General features: G+C 57.5%; 19 protein-coding genes (1 of these 19 only partly in view). 13 read left to right on the top strand and 6 right to left on the bottom strand.

All coding sequences use genetic code 11. The annotated features are described in order from the left end of the window. The 5 genes from G6N80_RS11380 to G6N80_RS11360 all read left to right on the top strand — a co-directional run. Positions 1 to 520: the 3' portion of a phosphoribosylaminoimidazolesuccinocarboxamide synthase gene (locus tag G6N80_RS11380; protein ID WP_165133886.1), read on the top strand. The gene continues 431 nt to the left of window position 1, outside the view; the window shows 520 of its 951 coding nt (coding positions 432-951); the start codon falls outside the window, past its left edge; its stop codon occupies positions 518 to 520. 85 nt (positions 521 to 605) lie between these two features. After that, positions 606 to 1,157 (top strand): TetR/AcrR family transcriptional regulator, encoded by a 552-nt coding sequence (locus G6N80_RS11375; protein WP_165133883.1) that lies wholly within the window; start codon positions 606 to 608, stop codon positions 1,155 to 1,157. A gap of 151 nt (positions 1,158 to 1,308) precedes the next feature. After that, positions 1,309 to 2,523 carry an efflux RND transporter periplasmic adaptor subunit gene (locus G6N80_RS11370; protein ID WP_246251478.1) on the top strand — a complete coding sequence of 405 codons (1,215 nt, stop codon included), beginning with the start codon at positions 1,309 to 1,311 and terminating at the stop codon, positions 2,521 to 2,523. Between the two features lie 39 nt (positions 2,524 to 2,562). Beyond that, positions 2,563 to 5,664: an efflux RND transporter permease subunit gene (locus tag G6N80_RS11365; RefSeq protein WP_165133880.1), complete on the top strand. Its 3,102-nt coding sequence runs from the start codon at positions 2,563 to 2,565 to the stop codon at positions 5,662 to 5,664. A 112-nt stretch (positions 5,665 to 5,776) separates the two neighbouring features. After that, positions 5,777 to 7,231 (top strand): efflux transporter outer membrane subunit, encoded by a 1,455-nt coding sequence (locus tag G6N80_RS11360; RefSeq protein ID WP_165133877.1) that lies wholly within the window; start codon positions 5,777 to 5,779, stop codon positions 7,229 to 7,231. A gap of 126 nt (positions 7,232 to 7,357) precedes the next feature. Here G6N80_RS11360 and efp read toward each other — a convergent pair whose 3' ends face one another. Further along, positions 7,358 to 7,927, bottom strand: coding sequence for an elongation factor P (efp, locus tag G6N80_RS11355; RefSeq protein WP_062557207.1), 570 nt, complete (start codon positions 7,925 to 7,927; stop codon positions 7,358 to 7,360). 180 nt (positions 7,928 to 8,107) lie between these two features. Here efp and epmA point away from each other — a divergent pair, with 180 nt between their 5' ends. From epmA to G6N80_RS11335, 4 genes are all read left to right on the top strand, one after another. Beyond that, positions 8,108 to 9,172: an EF-P lysine aminoacylase EpmA gene (epmA, locus tag G6N80_RS11350; protein ID WP_165133874.1), complete on the top strand. Its 1,065-nt coding sequence runs from the start codon at positions 8,108 to 8,110 to the stop codon at positions 9,170 to 9,172. Continuing rightward, a complete protein-coding gene (locus G6N80_RS11345; protein WP_165133871.1) occupies positions 9,169 to 10,218 on the top strand; it encodes a lysine-2,3-aminomutase-like protein in 1,050 nt (349 codons plus the stop codon). Before epmA ends, G6N80_RS11345 begins: the two co-directional genes overlap by 4 nt. Before the next feature lie 172 nt (positions 10,219 to 10,390). Beyond that, positions 10,391 to 12,961: an aminotransferase class III-fold pyridoxal phosphate-dependent enzyme gene (locus G6N80_RS11340; protein ID WP_165133868.1), complete on the top strand. Its 2,571-nt coding sequence runs from the start codon at positions 10,391 to 10,393 to the stop codon at positions 12,959 to 12,961. A gap of 361 nt (positions 12,962 to 13,322) precedes the next feature. Further along, positions 13,323 to 13,523 carry a hypothetical protein gene (locus G6N80_RS11335; RefSeq protein ID WP_062557210.1) on the top strand — a complete coding sequence of 67 codons (201 nt, stop codon included), beginning with the start codon at positions 13,323 to 13,325 and terminating at the stop codon, positions 13,521 to 13,523. A 61-nt stretch (positions 13,524 to 13,584) separates the two neighbouring features. Here the strand turns inward: G6N80_RS11335 and G6N80_RS11330 are convergent, their stop codons facing one another. Both G6N80_RS11330 and G6N80_RS11325 read right to left on the bottom strand, forming a co-directional pair. Continuing rightward, positions 13,585 to 13,821 carry an Lrp/AsnC ligand binding domain-containing protein gene (locus G6N80_RS11330; protein ID WP_062557211.1) on the bottom strand — a complete coding sequence of 79 codons (237 nt, stop codon included), beginning with the start codon at positions 13,819 to 13,821 and terminating at the stop codon, positions 13,585 to 13,587. 55 nt (positions 13,822 to 13,876) lie between these two features. Then, the gene (locus G6N80_RS11325; protein ID WP_165133865.1) at positions 13,877 to 14,806 is read right to left on the bottom strand and encodes a LysR family transcriptional regulator; all 930 of its coding nucleotides are present in this window, start codon (positions 14,804 to 14,806) and stop codon (positions 13,877 to 13,879) included. 104 nt (positions 14,807 to 14,910) lie between these two features. Here G6N80_RS11325 and G6N80_RS11320 point away from each other — a divergent pair, with 104 nt between their 5' ends. Genes G6N80_RS11320 through G6N80_RS11310 form a run of 3 tightly spaced genes read left to right on the top strand, consistent with a single transcriptional unit; the run spans position 14,911 to position 18,796 of the window. Further along, positions 14,911 to 16,194 (top strand): NAD(P)/FAD-dependent oxidoreductase, encoded by a 1,284-nt coding sequence (locus G6N80_RS11320; protein WP_165133862.1) that lies wholly within the window; start codon positions 14,911 to 14,913, stop codon positions 16,192 to 16,194. 47 nt (positions 16,195 to 16,241) lie between these two features. Then, entirely contained in the window at positions 16,242 to 17,783 is a 1,542-nt protein-coding gene (gene amaB / locus G6N80_RS11315) for an L-piperidine-6-carboxylate dehydrogenase (protein WP_165133859.1), read from the top strand. Positions 17,784 to 17,800: 17 nt separating this feature from the next. Continuing rightward, positions 17,801 to 18,796, top strand: coding sequence for a P1 family peptidase (locus G6N80_RS11310; RefSeq protein ID WP_165133856.1), 996 nt, complete (start codon positions 17,801 to 17,803; stop codon positions 18,794 to 18,796). 120 nt (positions 18,797 to 18,916) lie between these two features. Here G6N80_RS11310 and G6N80_RS11305 read toward each other — a convergent pair whose 3' ends face one another. Further along, on the bottom strand, positions 18,917 to 20,281 hold the full coding sequence (locus G6N80_RS11305) for an APC family permease (RefSeq protein WP_246251477.1): 1,365 nt from the start codon (positions 20,279 to 20,281) through the stop codon (positions 18,917 to 18,919). A gap of 548 nt (positions 20,282 to 20,829) precedes the next feature. On the opposite strand from G6N80_RS11305, the gene G6N80_RS11300 reads away from it, so the two are divergent. Further along, entirely contained in the window at positions 20,830 to 21,819 is a 990-nt protein-coding gene (locus G6N80_RS11300; RefSeq protein WP_246251476.1) for a crotonase/enoyl-CoA hydratase family protein, read from the top strand. 12 nt (positions 21,820 to 21,831) lie between these two features. On the opposite strand, the gene G6N80_RS11295 is transcribed toward G6N80_RS11300, so the two are convergent. Together G6N80_RS11295 and G6N80_RS11290 are read right to left on the bottom strand one after the other, a co-directional pair. Next, the gene (locus G6N80_RS11295; protein ID WP_165133853.1) at positions 21,832 to 24,327 is read right to left on the bottom strand and encodes an ATP-binding protein; all 2,496 of its coding nucleotides are present in this window, start codon (positions 24,325 to 24,327) and stop codon (positions 21,832 to 21,834) included. Further along, the gene (locus G6N80_RS11290) at positions 24,324 to 26,474 is read right to left on the bottom strand and encodes a two-component system response regulator (RefSeq protein ID WP_165133850.1); all 2,151 of its coding nucleotides are present in this window, start codon (positions 26,472 to 26,474) and stop codon (positions 24,324 to 24,326) included. Before G6N80_RS11290 ends, G6N80_RS11295 begins: the two co-directional genes overlap by 4 nt. Positions 26,475 to 26,656 lie beyond the last annotated feature (182 nt).

Raw genomic sequence — 26,656 nt, 5'->3', positions numbered from 1 at the left:
GAGCAAGGCTTTCGATGGCGGCCATGATGAACCGCTTTCTGAGAAGGAGATCGTGGAAGGCGGTTTGTTGACACAAGCACAGTGGGACGTCGTTAGTGGATACGCTCTGGCACTGTTTGATCGCGGTCAGACATTGGCAGCGAAGAATGGACTGATTCTGGTTGATACGAAGTATGAGTTCGGGGTCGACGAATCCGGAACGATCATTCTGGCCGACGAAATCCATACGCCCGACAGCAGTCGCTACTGGATGGCGGATAGCTACCAGAGCCGCTTTGAGGCAGGTGAGAAGCCCGAGAGTTTTGACAAGGATTTCGTTCGCAACTGGGTCGCCGAGCGATGCGATCCTTACAAGGATGACATTCCGACAATCCCGGGGGATCTTGTTGAAGCGACAGCGCGCGTCTACCGTGACGCCTACAACAAGATTACGGGCAAGGTCATCGATCCCATCTCTGCAGATGTCGATATCCATGCGCGCCTGCGATCGAACCTGGAACCCTATTATTCCAAGGGCTGAACGTCGAAAGAAAATCAAAGGCAGAAACGGCCACGTGCGTAGACCAAGACGAAAAGCTGAGGACACAAGAGCTGAAATCCTGGATATGGCCGAGCGGGTGTTCACCGAACGCGGCATAGCTGGCTCTTCGATCGCGCACGTGGCACAGGCACTCGGTATGTCGCCTGCCAATGTCTTCAAGCATTTTCACTCAAAGGTCGCATTGGCCGATGCTATCTGCCAACGCAGCATCGAGAATATGGCAGCACAGTTGCAGGCTCTGAACGTGGAGGAGCCTGCACCAGACCGCTTGCGAAGCGTTGCGCACCAGTTGATGGCCATGCATCTGGCAGCCTTCAAGACCGCACCTTACATGATTGAGATGCTGCTCATCCTGTCCGAAACGGAAATGGCCAGCGGCGCGCGCTATGGCGAAATGATCGAAGGACTGTTCGCAGGTCTCATACGGCACGGCATCGAATCAAATATCTATTATTGTCGGGACATTCCGGCGCGCAGCAGAGCTGTCGCGGCAGCTTTCGTGACCATTCTTCATCCCGTCTTCCTCGTCCGTACTCCTATGGAAGAGCTCGAAACTCGATGCGATGAAATTGTCGAACTTGTGAATATTGCACTGCAGAATCCACTTGCTAAGTGACGATTTGTGAATTACGTCACTTTAACGTTCTATGTTGAATGCACGGATCGTGCGCCTTTGCGCGCGCAGTTCGCTTGCTTGGCGTCGAACTTGCTCCATTATCAAGCCCGCATCTAATTGCCGATTGCCCCACGAAACCGGATCCCGCCTCATGAACACACGTCGTTACGTTCTTCCGCTCATGCTGTCACTCGCACTCGTGGGCTGCAGTGAGCAGGGAAACCAGAAGGCTGGAGCAAACCAGGCAGCGGGAGGCGGACAGCAGAGGCCACCTTCGAAAGTGAGTGTGGTCACAATGAAACAGGCAGAACAGCCTGTAACTCGGGTTCTGCCGGGTCGGGCCGTTGCTTTCCAGACCGCCGAGATTCGCCCGCGCGTGAATGGCATGATCGAGCAGATCAAATTCAAGGAAGGAAGCACGGTCAAGGCTGGCGACGTTCTTTATAAGATCGACGATGACACCTATGCCGCCTCGCTGGAGGAAGCAAAGGCTGCCCTTGCGAAAGCTGAAGCAAGCGTGCCGAGTGCTCAAGCCAACCTCAATCGCTATGAACGCTTGGTCAATAGCGGCGCGACACAGATCGAATATGAGAATGCCCGGGTAACGCTACTGCAGGCGCAGGCTGATGTTGCGCAGGCAAAAGCGGCTCTCCAGAGCGCCCAGATCAATCTGGGATATACCGAAATCAAGGCACCCTTCGATGGCGTGACGACCATCTCGACTGTCAGCATCGGCAATATTGTAACCGCCAATCAGACGACAGCACTGACAACACTGCGGCGAATCGATCCAATCTACGTCGATTTGACCGACTCCAGTGCCAACCTGCTCGAATTGCGCTCCGCCATTGCGGCCGGTCGCCTCAAAGGAAGCCCTACCGAGGCCGATATAACGCTTACACTGGAAGATGGCACGAAATACGACAAGACTGGAAAGCTCGATATGGCCGAGATGGCCGTCAGCGAGACAACCGGAACCTACCAGATCCGTGCTGTCTTCGATAATCCGAACAACCTCATCCTGCCGGGCACTTACCTTCGCGCAACGGTCATCGTCGGCTACGAGAATGGTTTTCTCATTCCTCAGCGAGCCGCAAACCGTAATGCAAACGGCTCTCTGACAGCGAAATTTGTCACCGCCGAGAACAAGGTCGAAACGCGCACTTTCGATAACACCCAGCTTTCGGGCACGAACTGGCTGGTCACGAGCAATATCAAGGACGGCGACAAGCTGATCGTCGATGGCTTCCAATGGATCGCAGAGGGTGCTGTGGTCGCACCGGTTGACGCCAAGCTTGATGAAAACGGCTTCGTCGTCGAGCAGGCCGCAGCTCAGCCTCCGGCAGCTTCCCCTGCAAAACCTTAAAGCTAGTCGGCACGAAAGTCAGGCGTCAAGGAATAACCAATGGCCAAATTTTTCATTCGCCGACCGATCTTTGCTTGGGTCATCGCGATCATCATCATGCTTGGCGGTGGATTGGCGATCACCACGCTTTCCGTTGCACAATACCCGGAAATCGCCCCGACCACGGTTCGCATCTCGGCAACCTACACCGGCGCAAGCGCGGAAACCGTTGAAAAGTCCGTAACGACGATCATTGAGGACGGCATGACCGGGCTGGATGATCTGACCTATATGACATCCTCCTCAAGCACCGGTTCTGCAACCGTCACCCTGACATTCGGCAATACCATCGACCCCGATATTGCTCAGGTCCAGGTACAGAACAAACTGCAGCTGGTTCAGTCACAACTGCCCGATGTCGTCCAGACGGCTGGCATCACGGTTACCCGGTCCACATCCAGCATTCTGCTCGTCGGCGCGCTCGTCTCGACCGATTCGAAGCGCATGCCGGTGGAGCTTGGTGACATCTTCAGCACGCAGATCGAAGATCAGATCAAGAGACTCGAAGGCGTCGGTAGCATTCAGGTGTTCGGCACCGGCTATGCGATGCGGATCTGGCTTGATCCATTCAAGCTGAACAAGTTTCAGTTGACTCCGACTGACGTGACTGCGGCCATCCAGGCACAGAACCAGCAGGTCTCGGTTGGATCTCTAGGTGGCCTGCCTGTGGTAAAGGGTCAGCAGATCAGCGTTACTGTGACGGCCCAAAGCCAGTTGCAGACCGTGGACGACTTCAAGTCAATCATCTTGAAGACGGAGACAGGCGGCGCGACGGTGCGCCTCAGCGATGTGGCGCGCATCGAAATCGGTCAGGAAAGCTATTCGACGAACTCCCGCTCCAACGGCAAGCCGGCTACCGGCTTCGCCGTCAACCTCGCGACCGGAGCGAATGCACTGGATACTGCCGCACGCGTCAAGTCCGCCTTGAGCAGCGTGGCATCTTCACTGCCAGAAAACGTCATCATCACCTATCCGTATGATACGTCGCCATTCGTCCAGCTCTCGATCGAAAAGGTTGTCCATACCCTGATCGAAGCCATCATCCTCGTTTTCGTCGTGCTCCTGATCTTCCTTCAGAACCTCCGCGCGACATTCATTCCGATGATTGCCGTGCCGGTGGTCTTGCTGGGAACCTTCGGGATCCTTGCGCTTGCGGGGTACTCGATCAATACCTTGACGATGTTCGCAATGGTTCTGGCAATCGGCCTGCTCGTCGACGATGCGATCGTCGTGGTGGAGAACGTCGAACGAATCATGACCGACGAGGGGCTGTCCCCGCTGGAAGCGACGGAAAAGTCGATGGGCGAGATCACCGGCGCCATCGTCGGTATCGCGCTCGTCCTCACGGCCGTGTTCATCCCGATGGCCTTCTTCGGAGGCTCGACCGGCATCATCTACCGCCAGTTCTCAATCACCATTGTCTCGGCAATGCTGCTCTCCGCCTTGGTGGCGATCGTTCTGACACCTGCGCTTTGCGCAACCATCCTCAAGCCGACAGGCCATGGCCCGAAGCGCGGAATTGCCGGATGGTTCAACCGGAACTTCGATCGCACGACCAACGGCTACACGTCGACCGTCGGCTACATGCTCAAGCGACCACTGCGCGTCATGCTGATGTTCGCCATCATTATCGGTGGCTGCGGATGGTTGTTTACGCGTCTGCCCAATTCATTTCTTCCGCAGGAAGACCAGGGCGTTCTGCTGACGATCATACAGCTTCCCAATGGCGCCACGCAGGCGCGGACGGAAGAGATCATCAAGAAGATCGAGAGCTACTACCTGGACAAGGAAAAGGATGCCATTCAGGACGTTTTTGCGGTCTCTGGCTTCTCATTCACCGGTTCAGGCCAGAACTACGGCATTGTCTTCGCAAAGCTGAAAGACTTCGACTTGCGCGAAGACCCCAAGCTGGCTGCATCTTCAGTGGTGCAGCGCGCAATGGGTTACTTCTTCACTCTGCGTGACGCTCAGGTCTTCCCTCTTCAGCCACCGGCGATTCCGGGTCTGGGAACATCAAGCGGCTTCTCCATGTATGTGGTCGACAGCGGCAAGACCGGCACGCAGGCGTTAACTGCGGCGACCAACCGACTTATCCAGCAGGGCAACTCCAATCCTAACGTATCCGCCCTGCGTTCGAACAATCCTCCGGCCGAAACTCAGCTGAAATTCCTGCTCGATCAGGAAAAGATGGGGGCCATGGGTCTGGATATCGCTACGGTCAACTCCATGCTCTCGGTGATTTTCGCTGGCAGGGATGTGAACGATTTCACGCTGAACAACGAGTTGAAACCCGTCTACGTCCAGGGCGATGCGGCGTATCGCATGCAGGCTGATTCGATCAACAGCTGGTATGCACGCAACACGCAGGGAGAGATGGTTCCCTTCTCCTCCTTCATGAAGACCCAATGGGTCAGCGGCGCGCCTACCCTCAGCCGCTTCAATGGCGTCAGCGCAATCTCGCTGGATGGCTCGGCCGGTGCAGGCGTAAGTTCGGGCACGGCCATGGACACCATGGAACAGCTGACGTCCCAGCTGGGTGGCGGCTACACTGTGGCGTGGCAGGGCATCTCCTATCAGGAACGCCTGTCGGGCTCGCAGGCGCCGCTCCTGTACGCGCTCTCGGTTCTGATCGTCTTCCTGTGCCTCGCTGCTCTCTACGAAAGCTGGTCAATTCCGTTCTCGGTCATCATGGCCGTGCCTGTGGGCGTCTTGGGAGCCTTAGGAGCAGCTTTGCTCTTCGGTCAGTCCAATGACGTCTACTTCAAGGTCGGACTGCTGACGACAATTGGCCTGGCTGCCAAGAACGCGATCCTGATCGTGGAATTCGCAAAGGATCGGCAGGCGGCAGGCGTAGGGATCATCGATGCGACCCTTGAAGCAGCTCGTCTGCGATTGAGGCCAATCATCATGACGTCCCTGGCCTTTATTCTGGGCGTTGTACCGCTCGCAATCGCGACCGGCGCGGGTTCGGCCGCTCAGAACTCGATCGGCATCGGGGTGCTGGGTGGTATGCTTTCTGCAACACTCCTCGGAATTTTCTTCGTCCCATCGTTTTTTGTAGTGGTGCGAAAGCTTTCAGGCGGTAAAAAATCCCCGGGTTAACCTTTGGCCGCCTTTCGTTAACAATTAAGGCTGACGGATGGCTGCTTCTCCACACTGAGACGCAGCCGAAGGCCCGAGGCTTAAAAGTATTTCGTCAAACCAGGATGCTCACATGACCTCCATTCGCGCAGCAGCCCCTCTTGTCATGCTCCTGCTGTCCAGCTGCGTCCTCGGACCAGATCACAAGGCTCCAGAGATCGCACTTCCAGCAAAGTTCAAGGAAGGTAGCGTCCGCAGCAACGGCAACATTGCCCAGGAAGCGTGGTGGACGGCATTCCGCGACCGCCGTCTTGATGGTTACATCCAGAAGGGTCTGGATCAGAACCTGTCTGTTCTTCAGGCGCTGGAGCGAATCACTCAGGCTGAGGCGAGCGTGACCGCGAACGCTGCCGGCGGCTTGCCGAACCTGACCTTCTCCGCACAAGAGCAGCGCAGCGGTACCAAGGGTTACAAGGGAACACAGGTATCGTCGCCACCGTCCACAGCTGTGGCAGTCTCTCTCGATGCCTCTTGGTTCATTGATCTCTTTGGTCGCTATCGGCGTGCCAAGGAAAGTGCTCTGGCAAGCCTTGATGCCGCATATGCAAACGTCGATGTCGCCCGGCTCTCGCTGCTTTCATCAGTCGCTGGCGCCTATATCGATGCCCGCTATTTCCAGCAGCGCATCGCACTGGCGCAGCAAGACGTTAAATCTCGCCGCGAAACGCTGGATCTCACACAGCTTCAGCTTCAGGCTGGCGCCGCCTCGCGCCTGGATGTCGTTCAGGCTGAAGGCCTCGTCAACACGAGTATCGCGCAGATCCCCGGCTTCGAGACCCAGTTCCGTCAGGCAGCACACCGCATTGCCACCCTTCTCGGCATGCCTGCGTCGTCTCTGGTCGATGAATTGCAGCGTAGCGGTGCACAGCCGGTCGCTCGCTTCAATATTCAGGCAGGGGTTCCGGCTGATCTCATTCGCAATCGTCCTGATATTCGCGCGGCTGAGCGCCAGCTTGCCGCGGCGACTGCGAATATCGGCGTTGCCGAATCACAACTCTACCCGTCGATCAGCCTTGGCGGCTCCATCACACCAGCCTACACAAAGTTCGTCGGTGGCTCCGATGCTCACCGTATCTCCTGGTCCTTCGGTCCCACGCTCAACCTGCCGATCTTCGATGGCGGTCAGCTGCGTGCGAATCTGAGTGCTGCCGAATCGCAGGCGCGTGAAGCCTATCTCGCCTGGAAGTCGACAGTGTTGACCGGTATTCAGGAAGTAGAGAATGCGCTCGCTGCCGTGCAGCGTGATGGCCGTACGGTTGCAGCCCTTCGCAACACCGTAAAATCCTATCAGGAAGCGCTTCAGCTTGCGACAGCCAGCTATCGTGATGGTGCGTCCTCGCTGCTCGACGTTCTGGATGCCCAGCGTCAGGTGTCGAATGCTCAGGCAAGCCTTGCGCAGGCCATCCAGCAGCAGGCACAGGACTATGTTGCACTCAACGTCGCGCTCGGAGGCGGTTACGCTTGGGGCACCAGCACCCAGAAGGGCCCAACGATCGTTGCAGCAGCCAAGGCTGCAAAGGCGCAGTAAACCGCCATTAGGCAGAGCAAGTAACCGCAAAGCCCCGGATCGAGCCTTCGATCCGGGGCTTTCTTTATGGCCATAAAAAAAGCGGGCCGAGGCCCGCTTTGTCGGAAAGGTTGGACCGTAGCCGGATCAATCTTTGGCGCGCTCGACGTAGGAGTTGTCTTCGGTCGCGATGACGACTCGCGTGCCAGCGTCGATATGAGGCGGCACCAGGGTCCGGAGACCGTTGGAAAGAATGGCTGGCTTGTAGGAAGACGAAGCCGTCTGGCCCTTGACGACCGGCTCGGTCTCGACGATTTCCAACGTTACATGGCGAGGAAGCTGAAGAGCCAGCGCAACACCTTCGTGCATGGACAGGATGCAGGTCATGCCTTCCTGCAGGTAGGCCTTCTGGTCACCCATGGTCTCGGCGCTGACGACAACCTGATCGTAGCTCTCCGGGTTCATGAAGTGGAAGCCTTCGCCATCCTCATAAAGGTACTGGAAGTTCACGTCTTCCACGAAAGCGCGCTCGACCTGCTCGGTCGTGCGCCAGCGCTCGGAGACCTTCACACCATCGACGATACGGCGCATGTCCACCTGGGTGACCGGTGTGCCCTTGCCGGGATGGAAATTCTGCGCCGTCAAAACGACGTAAAGCTTGCCGTCCACATCGAGAACATTGCCCTTGCGGACGGAGGAGGCGATAATCTTGACCATAGGGTTTCCTTGTGACTGCCTTGGCTTGTCAGTGCGTGGAATGCGTCGTAGAGGACCAATCAGCCGACGGACCGTTGACGCTTGATCTTTCTTCAAGGCGCGCAACTACCTCAAATCCGCGGAAAGTGGAAGCCTTTGCAGTCAAGGCGCAAGAAGAAAGCCGGAAAGGAAAGCTATCTCGTGTCGCAAGAAAGCCCGTTTTCGCCCTCGTTCTGGTGGCGGCCGGATGTTCATGCCGATCGTAGACCCTTCCTTGTCGGCCGTAATCGTATCCAGTCGGCCTTCCGCGCCTATTTCGACGCGAACGAATTTCTCGAAGTCGATACCGCGACCCTGCAAGTTTCGCCCGGAAACGAAGCGCATCTGCATGCCTTTTCGACGATTGCCTTGACAACCGACGGCCGAGCCCTGCCCTTGCATCTGCACACCTCCCCGGAATTCGCCTGCAAGAAGTTGCTGGCGGCGGGTGAGCGACGCATAAGCTGCTTTTCGCATGTCTTTCGGAACCGAGAACGGGGGCCGCTTCATCACCCTGAGTTCACGATGCTGGAATGGTATCGGGTTGGCGAAGACTATACGCAGCTGATGGCCGATTGTGCCGACCTCGTTGCACTCGCAGCCAAGACGGCGGGCACAACACTTTTCAGCTATCGCGGCATGATCTGCAATCCGTTCATCCCGGCAGAAAGACTGAGCGTCGCGGATGCATTCCGCAAATTTGCCGACATCGACATCCTGGCGACGATCAGTGAAGACGGGACGACGGACCGAGTGGCTCTGGCCAACCAATTAGGTAAAGCCGGCATCCGCCACGCAGACGACGATACATGGACAGATCTCTACTCTCGTGTGCTGGTCGAAAAGATCGAACCAAATCTGGGAGACGGACAGATGACGATCCTCGACCGATATCCGGTATCCGAGGCCGCTCTGGCGCGACCTTCTTCCGACGATCCACGCGTGGCGGAACGGTTCGAACTCTATGCCTGCGGGGTCGAACTCGCCAATGCCTTTGGAGAATTGACCGATCCGGTGGAGCAACGCCTGCGCTTCGAGGCCGAAATGGCGGAGAAGATGCGCGTTTACGGTGAATCCTATCCGCTCGATGAAGACTTTCTGGCGGCACTTGCCATCATGCCCAACTCAAGCGGCATCGCACTCGGCTTCGACCGACTCGTCATGCTGGCGACTGGTGCGCTCCGGATCGATCAGGTCATGTGGGCGCCGGTCGCGGATTATCGATGATGGCAACACGCCCGCTCAAGACACCATCCGAACTGCTGGACGCAGACCTGATCTCGCAGGAGCATCTGGCCGACGCTCAGGCGGTCGCTGAGCGCTATGCGATTGCCTTAACCCACACCGTGGTCGACCTGATTGATCGCGGCGCTCCCGACGATCCAATTGCCCGGCAGTTCATACCGGATATTGCAGAACTGACGACGACGAACGAAGAACGTGCGGACCCGATCGGAGACGGCGCGCACAGCCCCGTGCGAGGTATCGTACATCGCTATCCAGACCGTGTCCTTCTGAAGGCTGTTCATATCTGCCCGGTCTATTGCCGCTTTTGCTTCCGTCGCGAAATGGTCGGACCGACGGGCGACGGCACACTGTCACCGACAGAATTGCAGGATGCGCTGGACTATATCCGCTCCCGAACCGAAATCTGGGAGGTCATTCTGACGGGCGGAGACCCGCTGGTTCTCTCTCCGAGACGTCTTGCCGAGATCATGAACAGGCTGCGTTCCATTGAACATGTGAAGATCGTCCGATTGCATTCCCGCGTTCCCGTCGTCGATCCGCAAGCCATCAATCAGGATCTGGTCGACGCCCTTCGGCAGAGCGGCAAGGCGGTCTATGTCGCACTTCATGCCAACCATCCCCGCGAAATGACGGATGAGGCGCGCGCTGCCTGCGCAACATTGATTGATGCCGGGATTGCGATGGTCAGCCAGACCGTGCTTCTGAAGGGCGTCAACGACGATCCGGATGTACTGGCGGCTTTGATGCGCGCCTTCGTTGAGGCGCGGGTGAAGCCTTACTATCTTCATCACGCGGATCTCGCGCCCGGCACCAGTCATTTTCGATTGGATATCGCCCGGGGCCAGGAAATCGTTGCTGCCCTTCGTGGCAATCTCTCCGGCCTCTGCCAGCCGACTTACGTTCTCGACATACCCGGCGGGCACGGCAAGGCAGTGCTCGGACCTCAGGCTGTTCAGGCGGCTGACGACGGCTGTTATTCCGTGAGTGACTACCGAGGCGGAACACATCGCTACCCGCCAAGCTAGCTGTCTTTATCGTCCGCAACTGATGCGTTTCAGACTGCTTGAGCGGTCCATTGCAACCTGATTCGCTGTCTCTTTAGCACTTATAGCCACACGCGTTTCAACGAATGCTATGGACGCAGGCGCTGATCGCGCTATTCTCCTTATAAATCAACAGCCTTCCGGGGGAGTAGCGATGGCTGACGCTGAGTACGAGACAAGCCCTGAAGCCATGAACGACGGCGAGCAGTCAGCTTACTGGCCTGAAGCCGACGAATTCGTTGCCGAGCACTATGGCCTGGCCGGGGAAGTCTTACCCGTCGATATCGACCCACCGCGCTTCTTCATTCGGTACGAAGAAGTTACCTGCAGGCTCGATTTCGGCGAAGAACAACAGCTATTCGAGCGCTTCAAGATCGAGCACGAGCTGCTGCATCGGTTGCGAGGAGAGACAGGGCGTATCGGCGCACCGGAACCGCTTGCAGCCCAGCAGGGAGCGGATCTGATCAGCCTGGACGGAAGTCTTGCGGAAGGCGATCAGGCTTTTGCACGTCTTTTTGCGTTTCCGCCCGGGGAGCCCATGCCGGATCTTGCGGAGCTCTCGGATCTGGAGATTGGCCGGATCGGAACATTTGCCGCCCAGTTGTCTCGCGATCTTGTCGCCATTTCGGATGTTGAGGGACATGCTACCCAAACGTCTCAGCTAATCGTCGATCAAGATCTGCGGCAGGTCGGGCCACAGGTTGTTCATTGCCTGAGAAATCTCACCGAACCTTTGGTGCGCGATCCAATCGCTCGCGCCACCGTGACCGCGCTTCGACAGATTCAGCCTTTGGGCGAGCAACTGCGCGTTCAATTGATCCATCATCGGCCGATTGGCGATAATCTGGTTGGCCTGCCGGGGGAAGCCGGTTGGGTACCGACCGGCTTTACCAGCCCGGAGCTTTTGGGTAGCGGCTGGGTTGTCGCGTCTCTGGCCGGCGTCTGCGCAGAAATCCTGCAGCGCGGCACGGGCGGTGCATTGTCCGTTCTGCCAGCCATCAAGGCATTCCACGCCGAACTTCCCCTGACCGAAGCGGAACTGACAGCGCTTTGGCCACTGGTCGTTGCCACTGTTGCGCGTGAGCGTGCACAGCATGAGCTTGCGTCTAAGGACGTCAGCGCTAGCCCAAAACTACAGGAAAGCAGAACCGGCTTTGAGAAGGCAGCCGACGTTGAACCCGGCGTAATGCATGCAGCCATCCTGCAAGCCGTTGAGTGGCCCTTGCCAGAAACGGCAGAATTTCTACCGCTTCTGCCGGAACTGGTTCTCCAGGATCTCCGTCTTGTCGATCTCTCCGCAACGAGCCCGCTTTTTGTGGACGGTAACTGGAACGACCCCGAGATCGATTGGCGTCTCCTGGCACGAATCGCCTGGGAAACAAAAATGGGGGCCACCCGCTTCGGAGAGTATCGTCTATCTCGTGGTTCGGCGGATGCTGACGCTCGCAACGTCGCCCTTCATATCGATATCTGTCTGCCGGCTGGAGCCACAGTGGCCGCTCCGTTCGGAGGCACCGTAAAGCAGACAAGCGGCCCGCTCATTCTTTCCGGCAAGGATGCCACTCTCTATCTCGAAGGCGTTGAAACGGTCTTGGCAGAGGGGACCATGTTGTTTGCGGGCGACCGTCTGGGGTCGGTCGGCGGTCCGGAGGGATCCGTCGGTGGATTGCGCATTCGCCTTGCACGCTCGCCGGACGTGGATCCGCCCTTGTTCTGTTCCGGAAACGAACTGGGGCTTTGGAAACGTCTGGTCCTGTCTCCTTCTATGGTGCTCGGTCTCAATGTGGATGCGCCCGATGTAGCCGGGGAAGGCTATGTGCGAGGCTGGAATGAGTATCTTTTCGACAGCTTCGGTCACCGCCGGATTGATTTGACAGGGTCAGCAGGCATTCTCGGCTATGGGCATGGAGTGCTTGCAGAAGCAGCTTACCGCCAATGGCTCACGCTCGGAGGCACAGTCGGGACCAGCCTGGAAGCGGAGTATCAGGCCGCCCTGCTTCAGGACATGCCGGGCCATCTTGATACCGTTCTTGCTCTGACCGACGAAACGCAGGCCATGGAGATTGCACGGCAATTGGCGGACAAGCTGTTTGATGATCCGGATGCCGTCTTGATTGCAGACGAAAGGCAATCCGGCTTCTGGCGCAACGGCAAAAACGCCTGGTCGTTTCAGACGGCAGAGCAAACTCCGGATATTGTCATCACCGGTTCGCCTGTTCCCCAGGAGCGGCTGGCAGCCGTCATCATCAGTCGATCGGTACTGCCGGATGGACTTGAACTGCCGCAACCCGATGCGACAGCGGTGGCTTGTCGTATGGGTCTGGCAGTTCTGGATGCCCTTGATGACGCAGCGCTGCGGCGTGAGGCGTCGAATGCTGCGGACCTTCTATGGACCAGACTGGAAGAGCTATCAAACAGGAATCCTGCACTCATCGGTATAGAAGGATCCGGTCTCGATCTTCGATTGAAGCTTTCCGGCTTGGACGCCACCGAGGTCGCAAACCTTCTTCAAGGCCTCGGCGTCCTGGTGTCGCCTCCCACGGCATCGGATGCAATCAGCGTTGTTGCACCGCTCACGCTATCGGAGGGCGCAGTCGCAGAATTCGTGGAAGCTTTGGCTGCCTGCCTGCCCGCCGTCGAATCCGGGCAGGACGAACAGGCACGCGATCTCGAGCCTCAAGACAAGCCAGATCCCCAATTTGAGAGCGAGCGTGAGCGAATGTGATCGCAATCCTATACAAAGGCAGATGCGCGAACAAGATTTCACACATCTGCCCGATTGCTGTCATCAAACAGAAAAAAATTCTAGCTATTCATAATTCCGATTGAACTGGAGCTTCGACTCGCTTATGGTCCAAAACACCTGAGACGAGCCGAAGAAGGTTCAGTCCGGAGAAGCGCAACACGAACGAGGGAGTGACAATGACGCTTATGATCCGCACTTCTCTTATTTGCGATGCGTCTGTTGTGAAACGCGTGGGCCAGATCTCCACCCCGCGCTGTCGAATGTGACGTTTCACCCGAAAACCGTCTGAAAAGTCTAATTCGTCATCGCTGCGTCACGCAGCCACACTAGGAGTATGACCATGCAAAAGCAGGTTATCGAATACGCTGGCGAGCCCGTTGGCATCGTTGTTCCCGACAACGATCGCTTGAAGTTCATCGCGGTCAAGTTTCACGTCATCGATCTGGACGAGCAACGTTTTTCATCTGCTGATGAGGTGCGTCTCGCAATTCGCAATCACGTCCGCGATCAAGCCATCGCCGACCGTCGGGCAGTCGCCTGAACCTTAAATATCCCGAACGAGCGGACCGCCCAACATGTGAAGGGCGGTCGCGTTGTTCGCATCAGAACGCGGTAAATGTGAGCGTTGTAAGAGAGCGCTCGATTCCGGGAATGGATGCAATCTTTTCATTCACGAACTTCCCGATCTCTTCTCCCTCGCCGATGTAGATCTTCAGGAGCAGGTCCCAGTCGCCGCTGGTGGAATAGAGTTCGGAAACCAGTTCGGTCTTGTAAATGGCATCAGCCACTTCGTAGGTCTTGCCCGGCGCACAGCGCAACTGGACGAAAATCGGCTTCATGTCATTTTCCCGTATCTCAGGCTGTCGGCCAGCCGTGGTTGACGTGTGAACGAAACTATTGGCCGATGCGACTGCTTCGTGCAACCCGGTCCTGCGTTCTTGCAGCCTCCTCGACAATCCAGGTTCTGAACGCCGCAAGTGGCGGATAGGAGCCGCGCTCCGGTGGATAGGCCAGAAAGTAACGACCGCTGTGGAGTGGAGAGGTCTCAATGGCTGGCACAAGCAAGCGCTCATCCAGTTCGCGATCAATCAGAAATCGGGGCATAAGAGCAAGCCCCATACCCGCGACCGCAGCTTCAAGCATGGTAGAAAACTGGTCGAACAGCATTCCGTGCAGAGCCTCGAATTCGATGCCTCGTGAGGTAAACCAGTTCTCCCAGGCGTCTGGACGCGAATTGAGATGCAGCAGAGATGCGCCACGCAGATCGTCGCAAGACCGGAGATCATCACGCGACAGGTAAGCGGGGGCACAGACGGGGATCACATCTTCGTCCGTCAACACGGAAAGGCTTGCGCCTGGCCAGCGTGGCTCTCCGAAATGAATCGCGGCATCGAGAGTATCGAAACGGAAGTCGAATGGCTCAAGCCGGGTAATCAGATTGACCACGACGCCGGGATGACGTTCCAGAAACCGTGGCAGGCGTGGGGTCAACCAGCGACTGCCGAAAAAGGGCAGGATGGCAAGGTTCAGCGTCCCGCCAGCCGGGTTGGCCCGCAAATTGAGGGATGCATTGGAGATGCGTCGCAACGCCTCGCGGACCTCTCTTGCGTAGGTATCACCGGCAATCGTCAGGCGGATCGTCTGCCGCTCGCGCAGAAACAGGGCCACACCGAGCTGCCTTTCCAGAGACGAGATCTGGCGGCTCACCGCGCTTTGCGTCAGACCCAGTTCATTGGCTGCTGCGGTGACACTGCCGGTGCGTGCCGCGGCCTCGAAAGCGGCCAGAAGCGAAAATGAAGGCAGAAATCGGCGCGGCGGCAACATTGCGAGATCATTCCTCCTGAGAATGAACTGATGAGAAGAATTCGATATTCACGCCTTTGACGCGGCTGTAAAGATAGGTCGTCAAGCCTTCGGAACGATGATCCATGCTCAATGATCCCCGCACCCACGGCCTGTGGGCAAAGACTGCACCTGCCGCCCCGCCGACGACGCCACTCACCGGCGACAGGACGGCCGAAATCGTCATCATCGGTGGCGGCTATACGGGCCTGTCTGCGGCTCTGCACCTTGCGCAGGCGGGACGCTCCGTTATCCTGCTGGAGGCCAAGGACATCGGCTTTGGTGGTGCCGGACGAAATGTGGGCCTCATCAATGCGGGAATGTGGGTCATGCCGGACGATCTTCCCGGCGAACTTGGAGAGATCCACGGCGAACGCCTGCTGAACCTCCTCGGCAACGGCCCTCAAACGGTCATGGCACTCATTGAACAGCACGCAATAGAATGCGAGTTGACGCGCTCGGGCACCCTTCATTGTGCGGTCGGCGACGATGGCTTGAAAGAAATCGAAGAGCGCGCGCGGCAGTGGCAGAAGCGAGGTGCGCCCGTTGAACTGCTCGATGCAGCAGAAACGGAACGACGTATCGGCACGCGCGCTTATCGCGGTGCGCTGCTGGATCGTCGCGCAGGAACGCTCCAGCCACTCGCCTATGCTCGGGGTCTGGCCAATGCCGCCATCAAGGCGGGCGCCCTGCTGCATACGGGAAGCCCGGTCATCGGCTGGCAGGTTCGCGGGCAACGCCATATCGTTTCCACCGGCACCGGCAGCGTGACCGCAAACTGGGTGATCGTCGCAACGGATGCCTATAGCACCGGCCCATTCGAGACAGTGCGGCGGGAGCAGGTTTATCTACCCTATTTCAACCTCGCGACCACGCCCCTCTCCGACAATCTGCGGCGCTCCATTCTGCCGGAGCGCGAGGGCTGCTGGGACACGAAGGAGATTCTCTCATCCTTCCGCATGGATGCCAGGGGCCGCCTGGTGTTTGGATCTGTTGGCGCACTGCGAGGCACCGGGACGGCAATCCACAAAGGCTGGGCCCGTCGCGCCCTTGCCAAGCTGTTCCCACAACTGGGCGAAGTGGAATTCGAGGCCGAATGGTATGGCCAGATCGGCATGACCGACAACGCCCTGCCGCGCTTTCACAAATTCGCCGATCGCGTCATCGGATTTTCGGGCTATAACGGACGCGGCATCTCACCGGGTACGGTGTTCGGCAAGGTTCTCGCTGCGCATGTTCTGGGCGAATTGCCAGAAGCTGATCTGCCGCTGCCGCTGACGGAACCAACCGAACCGCTGATGAGACCGATCAAGGAAGCCTATTACGAGGTTGGAGCACAGATTGCTCACCTTGCGGGCGATCGATTTTAAGTGCTGAACGATCAGATGATCATGACCAGAAGACAAGAAGGACCAAGATGAGCCTCGCCACTCTGAACCTTGCCGCCGAAGCGGATACCATCCTTGCAAAACTCGGTGTGGCACCTTCTGCCTATAAAGGTGGAACATTGGCCGTCCGATCTCCCATTACTGGCACCGAAATCGGGCGTCTTCCTGAGCTGACATCGCAGCAGGCTCAGTCCGTCATTGATGCGGCGCAGCAGGCTTTTCAGGAATGGCGCCTGGTACCAGCCCCCAAGCGCGGGGAGCTTATTCGTCTCCTCGGTGAGGAACTGCGCGCGGCCAAGACGGATCTCGGCAAACTCGTCTCCATCGAGGTCGGCAAGATCACGTCCGAGGGCTTAGGCGAAGTACAGGAAATGATCGACATCTGCGATTTCGCTGTCGGTCTCTCACGCCAGCTCTACGGCCTGACCATCGCCACGGAACGGGCGGATCATCGCATGATGGAAACCTGGCATCCGCTCGGTGTCGTCGGCATCATTTCTGCCTTCAATTTTCCGGTTGCGGTCTGGGCCTGGAACGCGGCACTAGCGCTGGTCTGCGGCAATGCCACCGTCTGGAAGCCCTCTGAGAAGACGCCACTAACGGCACTGGCCACGCAGGCAATTTTTGAAAAGGCGCTCAAGCGTTTCGTAGCCGAGGGCGGAAAGGCACCGGCCAACCTCTCGTCGCTTCTCATCGGCAGCCGCGATATCGGTGAGGTTCTGGTCGACCACCCGAAGGTGCCGCTGGTTTCTGCGACCGGTTCCACGGCCATGGGTCGCGCCGTTGGACCACGGCTAGCGAAGCGCTTTGCACGCGCCATTCTGGAACTGGGCGGCAACAACGCCGCCATCATTACCCCGACCGCGGACCTGGACCTGACATTGCGGGGCGTTGCCTTCGCTGCCATGGGGACAGCCGGTCAGCGCTGCACAACGCTTCGCCGTCTTTTCGTCCACGACAGCGTCTATGACAACCTCGTGCCACGCCTGAAGAAGGCTTACCAATCGGTTACGATCGGCAATCCAACTGTTGACGGAAATCTTGTCGGCCCGCTGATCGACAAAGCCTCATTCGAACGGATGCAAAAGGCCATCGAAGCTGCCAAAGCGGAAGGCGGCGCAGTGACCGGCGGCGAACGCGTTCTGGAAGCAGAAGCCGCTGACGCCTATTACGTCCGCCCGGCTGTTGTCGAGATGCCGTCGCAGTGCGGTCCGGTCACTGAGGAAACATTCGCGCCTATCCTCTATGTCATGAAGTATTCCGACTTCGACGCCGTGCTCGACCTGCACAATGGTGTGCCGCAGGGCCTGTCGTCGTCCATCTTTACCAATGACATGCGCGAGGCGGAAACCTTCATCTCGGCACGCGGATCTGATTGCGGCATCGCCAATGTCAATATCGGCCCGTCAGGTGCGGAAATCGGTGGCGCCTTTGGTGGCGAAAAGGAAACTGGAGGCGGTCGCGAATCCGGCTCCGATTCCTGGAAGGCCTATATGCGCCGCGCGACCAATACGCTGAACTATGGCCGGACATTGCCCCTTGCCCAGGGCGTCAAGTTCGATATCGCCTGACAGGCAGGAGGCACCGCATGGCTGAAACGCTCAATCTTCTCACCGATATCGAGGGGTTGAGTGTCGGCCATGCGACCGACCTGAACCTGGGTTCAGGAGTCAGTGTCGTTGTGTTCAATGAACCGGCCATCGCTTCCGGCACCGTTCTGGGTGGTGCACCCGGCGGGCGGGACACCGCTCTTCTCGACCCGGCCATGACAGTGGAAAAGGTTGACGCGCTGGTCCTTTCCGGAGGCTCGGCATTCGGCCTCGATGCCGCAGGCGGTGTACAGGCTGGTCTTCGCGAAATGGGACGCGGCTTGCAGGTTGGTACGACACGCGTTCCGATCGTGCCGCAGGCAATCCTCATGGATCTATTGAATGGCGGCAACAAGGATTGGGGCCTTCATTCGCCCTATCGAGATATGGGGTATGAAGCATTCAAGGCGGCCCAGACCGGTCGTTTTGATCTGGGAACAGTCGGGGCAGGCACAGGCGCTACAACGGCCACCTTTAAGGGTGGCTTGGGCTCAGCCAGTGCGGTGACTTCCACCGGCCATCGAATCGGAGCTCTTGTTGCGGTCAACGCGCTGGGATCGGCGACCGTTAGCGAAGGCCCGCATTTCTGGGCTGCTCCCTTCGAGCAGGGTAATGAATTCGGCGGTCTTGGCCTTCCTTCGCAATTCAATGCGGATCATCTGGCACTGCGCCTGAAGGGCGTCAATCTCAAGGCCACGACCATCGGTCTGGTGGTGACCGATGCCACCCTGACCAAGGCACAGGCTCATCGACTATCCATCATGGCTCAGGATGGACTGGCGCGGGCAATCCTGCCTGCCCATCTGCCCGCAGATGGCGACACGGTCTTTGCCGCCTCGACGGCCAGACGCGCTTTGGCGCAGCCTTCCGATTTCATGGAGTTGTGCCATCTGGCCACGCTGACATTTGCCCGGGCAACCGCTCGTGGAGTTTACGAAGCGCGCGCCCTTCCCGCTGACAACAGCCAAAGAGCGTGGCGAGACCACCACGCATAACCTGACAAGAGCATCGGGCGAAAAAGTGGAAACCGGCTTTTCGCTCAACCGATGCGTCAACAAAGAATTTGGAGCGCCGGGCCGTTCCCGATCAGTCGCCCGACGCTTTAAAGGTCCGTCTCAGGCCGGCTGCGCGCTTGTTTTCATGACCCGCACAGTTATGAACCAGAAGAGGATCCCGACAGCGATCAGAGCTCCGGCAATTGCGTACTGTATAGGATCACGACCCGTCCATGGACCAGCAAGAAAAACGCAGCTGATCGCGCCAAGGACAGGCACGATTGTCGGCGTGCGAAAATGCTTGTGTTCCACTTTGTCCTTGCGCAGGACCAGCACGGCGATGTTGACGATCGCAAAAACACAGAGAAGCAGCAGAGCAGTCGTTCCCCCAAGCGCAGGCACGGCGCCAACGAAAGTAATCAGCAGCACAGCGATCGATGTTGTGAAGAGAATCGCGATGTAAGGCGTGCGTCGCTTGGCATGAACACGACCGAGCAATGCCGGGAGAACGCCTTCTCTGGCCATGCCATAGATCAGCCGACTCGCCATCATCATGTTGATCAAGGCAGAATTTGCAACGGCGAACATGGTGATGATGCCAAAGACGCTGATTGGAAAGCCCGGTGCTCCCGCCTGAACAACCTTCAGCAAGGGCGTCTCGCCTTCCCCAAGATCTGCTGCAGGAACCAGGGTGATGGCGGATATCGCGACCAGGACATAGATGACCCCGGTTATGATCAAACCACCGAGCAAGACCTTTGGGAAAATGCGGCTCGGCTCCTTGCACTCTTCAGCCATGTTGACCGAATCCTCAAACCCAACCATGGCGAAGAAGGCCAGAGTGGTTCCGGCAATAACAGACCAGAAGAGGCCGTGATCCTGAGCAGGCTGGAATGTGAACGCGCGAGACACATCGCCCTGCCCGCCCATGATTGCCCAGAAGCCGATGCCGATGATGATCAGCAATCCGCTCAACTCAACAACGGTGAGCAGGACATTGACCTTTACGCTCTCGCCCACGCCACGGAAGTTGACGGCTGCGACCAAGGCAATGAATGCGAGTGCGACAAGCGTGATCGTCAATCCGCCGGATGCAAGACCGGTTGAAGCTACGAAATTGGCTGCAAACGCACGTGAAGCGGTCGAAGCAGACGTGATGCCCGAAGACATCACTGCGAACGCAACAAGGAAGGTGAGGAAATGAATGCCGAACGCCTTGTGCGTATAAAGGGCGGCACCTGCGGCCTTCGGGTACTTCGTGACCAGTTCCAGGTAACTGAATGCTGTAAGCAAGGCGACACCGAAGGCGACAAGAAAGGGTAGCCAGACCACGCCTCCGACTTCGGCAGCCACCTGTCCGGTCAGCGCATATATGCCTGTTCCAAGAATGTCGCCCACGATGAAGAGAAGCAGGAGGCCCGGCCCCATGACCCGCTTGAGTTCATGGGTCTCGCCCAGGTGTTCCGCCATCTTGCCGTCTTTCATGCTGACCCTCCCGCGCATTTCAAATCTGCATACGGACGACAAAATCCCTCGATGCAGCTTCAGGCAGTAGTTAGAGCGGCCGCTACCAATTCCGAGTGGGCCAAAGACGGAAATGCTGGAAAGGATCGTCTTCGATCACACAAACAATGCGTCCTCCTCTCGAAAGCACGGCTCCAGGTGCTGAGCAGTTTTTGGATCAAGCTCAATTTGGGACATTCCTGGGTTAATGGCAGAAAGTACCTGATTTTTCGATGACACGGACGTTTTCGAGATCCGTAAGGAAAATCAACCGGGCGTGTGACAGGAACTATCTGCGCCATTACTAACTGACGCCCGACCGACGCACCGCCTCTAAACTGCACTTGATCTATAGTTGACGCTGTTAATCAGGTATCATCTAACCACCTCAAACAGCATTCGAATTAGAATCTGAGAAGCTTAAACGTTAACCATGTTTGTTATCCAAACTTAACAAAAAATTAATAATAACTCTTCGCAGATGCGGTAGGTCTGATAATGTGTCGGCTAAGCGGCTGAGGGTTATGCACATGGCGGAAGTAACGGACTACGAGCGTCTGGCCTATCAACTTATGAAGGGTCATCCAGTTTTGGGACAAATCCCGGAAGGACTGGATGACGAAAAACGTGTCAATACGACACATTTCCGAGAGCGCCGCGAAGGCTTGCCACCGGAACTCAGCTTCGCTCTCCGAGAGTGGGAAAATCTCAAGATCAAGGTCGATCCGGCGAACCGGACACTGTGGTACTACATGACACCGCACTCGGCGCCCAGTTTCACACCAGGCCTGCTGAGCGATCTCATCGATTTCCGCAACACGGTTCAGTCCATTTATCATCGCACGCCAGCGGAACAAAAACTGCTCTATTTGGTCAGCGGCTCCGGCCTGCCAGGCATTTACAATCTGGGCGGCGATCTTGGGTATTTTGCGCAGCACATCCGCTCGAAAGACCGCGAGCGTTTGCGCCGTTATGCGCATGATTGCATCGATCTGATGTACTCGTGCGCCAGCAGCCTGGGCCTCCCCATCATCCTGATATCCCTTGTTCAGGGGGATGCGCTTGGCGGAGGTTTCGAAGTCGCGCTCTCATCGGATATCATCATCGCGGAGCGTTCTGCGAAGTTCGGTCTTCCCGAGATCCTCTTCAATCTCTTTCCGGGCATGGGAGCCTACAGCTTCCTGTCTCGCAAGCTGGATCCGGCCCGAGCGATGCGGATGATTACCAGCGGCAAGGTCTATACCGCGGAAGAACTGCAACAAATGGGATTGGTCGAACTGGTTGTCGATGATGGAAAAGGCGAGGAGGCGGTTCGGGACTACATTGCCCGCAACAGCCGCAAGCACGCCATTCACCGGACCATCCGGGACGTAGGACGCCGGGTCAACGGGCTTACCTATGAGGAGCTTCGAGACGTCGTTGATCTGTGGGTGGACGCCGCGATGAATCTGGATGAGCAGGATTTGCGAAAGATCGAGCGTTTGCGAGCCGCTCAGGCCAAGCGGGTTGGCTTGACCTGACCCTGCGCCTCGTCAGGATGCGCGCCTCTTGCGTGAATCCAGCTCCTGCCGGAAGCGATCGATTTCCTCATGCAATTCATGAACGTGGATTTCGCCGCTTTCACTGAGTTCGCGGTCGGCGATCTCCCGCCAGTCAAGACACATCTGATAGATGCGCATGGCGCCGACATTCGCCGCGGCGCTGCGCAAGGCATGCGCAGAATTGCGGAACTCTCCGACATTTTCCTCTGCAACGGCATTTGCGAGCGCCTTCATCGCATTGGCAGAATCGTCCACGAATTGCGTCAGCAAAGCGTCAACGAATTCATCACCACCAAGCTGCGCCAAGGCAGCAGTTGTCCCGCTGTCGATGACCGGCTGCTCTGATGCAGAGGGGGAATCCGCATCTGTGCCAGTTTCCTCGGATGATTCACGTGCAACAGGAATGGCGCCATCGAGCAGCCGATCAATTTCAGCAAGCAACCGCTTTGGCTCGATTGGTTTCGTAAGGCATTCCATCATGCCGGCATCGAGACATCTTTGTCGAGCCTCTCCGGTCGCATCTGCTGTAAAGCCAACAATTGGGATCGCAACCGTTCCGAGGGATGCGAATCGATAGAACTTTGTCGCCTCGATACCGTTCATGACGGGCATATTGACGTCCATCAGCACGAGGTCGAAACCACCCTTCAGCATCAGGTCGACGGCATCTTCACCGTTATCGGCGATCTCGAAGCTATGACCACCGCTCTCCAGCGTTTTGGCGATGACCATCTGATTGGTCTTGTTGTCATCCGCAATCAGGATCCGGTATCCGGCCGTAGCGGCAGGCTGGTCGTCCACAATCAATGGCGCTCCGCTCAAACCGGCCAGATGCTTCGCCAGTTCCATGTCACTGCCATTGGTGACCGCGACAAACAGGTTCCGGTCGAAGTCTGGAACCGGCGAAACGGGATCGACGAGAAGAACGAGAACCGGCTCGTCCTCCCCCGTGCCTGGCTGCAGCAGCGCGTGGGCGACTTCGACCGCTGTCGGATCTGTCAAGGCGGCATCGATCAGTACAGCGGGACGCGAGATTCCGTTCGCTTGAAGCGAACGTATGCGGGCTATGGCAGCCTCTAGGCTGGTGACCGGTGAAAGTCCGGCGATAAGTGCACCGTCGTGATGCCGTTGCGATATGAGTATGGGAGCCGCTTCGGATGCATGCGGCGCCTCAAGCTCAGCCACCTCCACCGGCAGATGGAATGAGAAGACACTGCCACGACCCAGAGCGCTGGAGACGGATATTTCGCCGCCCATCGTTCGGACGAGTTGGCGAACAATTGCAAGACCGAGACCGGTTCCGCCAAAGCGGTCCATGATACTGCCATCAGCCTGCGTGAACCGCTCGAATATGCGCCCATGGGCAGACGGATCGATACCGATGCCGGTGTCAGCCACATCAACCAGCAGATCGCCGCGTTCATCCGTTTCCGAGCGGAACCCGACCTCGAGCCGCACATAGCCGTGCTCGGTAAATTTTACTGCATTGCTGGCAAGGTTCAGGATGACTTCCTCGAGATGGCGGCGATCGGCAACGACGGCACGTGGCGCACCAGGCCGGATGTGGATGGCAACACGCAATCCCTTCTTGCTTGCGCTGACGCCGATCATGGCCCGGACGTCCCGCAGCAATGCGGATAGTTCAATAGGCTCGCTCTTGATCGTCATTTGCCCGGATTCGATCCGTGCAAAGTCCAGAACTGTTTCGATCAGCGACAGCAGCGAGCGCCCTGAAGCTCCGATAACACGCGCCATCTCATGCTGTTCAGTTTTCAGGCGCGCAGAGACAAGAAGATCCGCAAGGCCGATGATCGCATTGAGCGGCGTGCGCAGCTCATGGCTCATGCTGGCCAGAAACAGACTTTTTGATCTGCTGGCCTCCTCGGCCTGCTGCTTGGCTTCTGACAGTTTACGAATGAGCTTCGAGGTATAGGCGGGTATCACGATCAGTGCTGCTGCCAAGCCGATCGAAACACTCGGCTGGCTCTGCCAGAACGGAGTGTTTGCGTAGACAACGCCGAAGCAGACAAGCGCCGTGACCGCCGCGATTGCCAGATATGTCAAACCGAAGCGAAAACCATTCCCCAACACGGCCCAGAAATAGACCAGGATGAAAGCCGCGCCAGCCTCGCCACTAATGTGGACCCCGAAGGAAAACAACCCCAGATCGGCAACGATGCCGATAAGGCGGCGAACATGGGACACGCCGGGTGAAACAAGCAAATGAAGAAAAAGCGCGCCGGCGATGGCCTCGAAGGCAAGCGCAGGAACGGCGGCAATCTGCAAGGCAGTCGTTGCAGCATCCGACCCCATCATGTGCGATATCACGAGATAGATCAGGAATGTCGACGACAGCAGCAGTCGATTGGCGGTTAGTTCATGCTCGGTGTCAGGACGCTGCTTCAGGAGGGCCCGCATGTCATAGACGGATTGCGAGATCGACTGTTTGAAAAGGCGGCCGAAATCATAGGGACGCAGGCCGGTCATGCCGTCAACTCGAGCTTGCGACTGGCACGCACCATGGCGATGAAGTCTGCTGCCGGCATAGGCTTTCCATAGAAATAGCCCTGCATGACATCACATCCGTCTGCCTTAAGAAGATTTGCCTGCGCTTCGGTTTCAACCCCTTCCGCCACAACCGTCAGGCCGAGACTATGTCCAAGATTGGCGACTGTCCGCACGATCGCATGATCGCTCGGGTTATCGATCATATTGCGAATGAAGCATTGGTCGATCTTGATTCGGTCGAGCGGAAACTGCTTGATGTAGTTCAAGGACGAATAGCCGGTTCCGAAATCGTCAACAGAGATGGTCGCTCCGAGCTCGGCGATCTGTCGCAAGGTGGCGACCACCGATTCGCTGTCCTCCATCACAATGTTTTCCGTGATCTCGAGATCAAGGCAACGCGGATCGAGTTGCGTAGCAGAAAGCGCCTTGACGACCAGCGCCGAAACATTGACTCGCTGGAATTGGATAGGCGAAAGATTGACGCCGATCTTGATGGGACCAAGGCCCATTCGGTGCCAGGACTTGGCTTCACGGCACGCCTCCATCAGCACCCATTCGTTGATCGGAACGATCATGCCGTTTTCTTCGGCGCGCGGCAGGAATTCGCCTGGCGACACCATCCCCCTGTCGGGACTGTTCCACCGCAAGAGCGCTTCAGCCCCAATGATCTGGCCTGTCGCTGAGGAGACTTGCGGCTGATAGTAAAGCTCGAACTCCTTTCGGTCGATGGCAAGGCGCAAGCGACTGTCCAGAGCCGCGTGATTGCGTGTGCGCTCGGCCATGTTCGTTTCGAACAGCCGGAACTGATTCCCGCCCCTTTGCTTGGCCTGCTGAAGAGCAAGCTCGGCATTCTGCATGAGACGTTCGTCCTCCGTTGCGTCGAACGGATAGAGAGTTACACCAACGCTTGCACCGCAGGCCGCGTCCTTCCCTCCAAACTCGAATGGCGCGCCGAGCGCCGTGACGATTCGATCTGCAAGATCGGCAGGCGGCAAAGTGTTGCCGGAAATCGATTGGAGAAAACCAAAGTCGTCCGCCCCCACCCGGGCGACGAAATCGTCAGGACCGGCAAGTGCCAAAAGTCTGCTGGCCACTTCCCGGAGGTAGGCATCTCCGGCTTCGTGTCCAAGCAGATCATTGATGCTTTTGAATTCGTCAATATCCACCAGATGGATGGCGAAAGCACGATCGCCGCGGCGTGCGCGCGCAACTTCACGTCGCAGTCGATCCTGGAAGAAATTGCGGTTTGGCAGGCTTGTAACGGCATCATGCTGGAGGGCATGCAGCAGATGCTCGTCGGCCCGCTTTCGATCCGTGATATCGAGTGCGCTTGTCACGACGCCCATGATGGCGTCGTGAGAATCACGCAGCGGGCTCTTCGTGGTGAGGAAGACACGCTTTTCGCCAAAGCTGTTGGTCAGTTGGCGCTCAAAACTCATCAAGGGCTGGCCACTTCGAATGACCTTGCGATCCAGCAACCGGTTGGGAGCGATGAGATCCGGATCCACCAGGGCGTCGCTGCTTTTGCCTACAAGGTCAGCCGGATCGCAGCCGAAAAAACTTCCGGCGAAGTGATTGGCGAACAGAATGCGACCATCCAGATCGCTTGCGCTGACCATGGCCGGAACCGTATCGATAACCTGGGCCAGTCTCTCGCTGGAATCGCGGAGAGCCGCTTCACGGCTTTCTTCACTGCTGGCGAGTTCCTGAGCCAGAACTTCTGCACGGGATTCCAGCAGTAACTGCTGTTTGCGCAGTTTGAGGAGATTGCGTGCGCGGGTGACGAACTCCTGATGATCGACCGGGCTTTGAAGAAAATCGGTAGCGCCGGCCTCAAGCGCACGCATGCGGAAGCTGCGTTCTTCGTAAACCGTAATGACGATGACCGGGATTTCAGAAAAGCCAGGAAGCAGGCGCAACGCCCGAATGAAGCCTTCTCCGTCCATGACGGGCATTTTGTAGTCGGTCACGATCAGATCAGGCACAAGCCCTTCACCGAACTCCTTCAGCGCGAGCGACGGATCTCCAAACACACGGATAACCATGCCGCTTTCGATGGACGAGGCAAGCCTCTCGAAAATTCGGCGATTGGTCTCCTGATCATCGAGAATGACAATGAGGGGCATCAGGTTTCCGATATCATTTCGGCGCGCTTGTCGCACGCCGACAAAAAAATCCACGTGCGCTTTCGAACACACAGTTCGACAATTCACTGACATTAGATCGGATACCCGTTAAGATTTCGCTACCAAGATATGCAACCAAATCAAAACAATACATTCATCCCCGCGTTGTATGTGTTAACGCG

The sequence above is a fragment of the Rhizobium rhizoryzae genome (genome assembly GCF_011046895.1).
Lineage (GTDB): Bacteria > Pseudomonadota > Alphaproteobacteria > Rhizobiales > Rhizobiaceae > Neorhizobium > Neorhizobium rhizoryzae.
The sequence above is the reverse complement of the archived record's forward strand: the minus strand, read 5'-3'. Positions and strand labels throughout refer to the sequence as shown.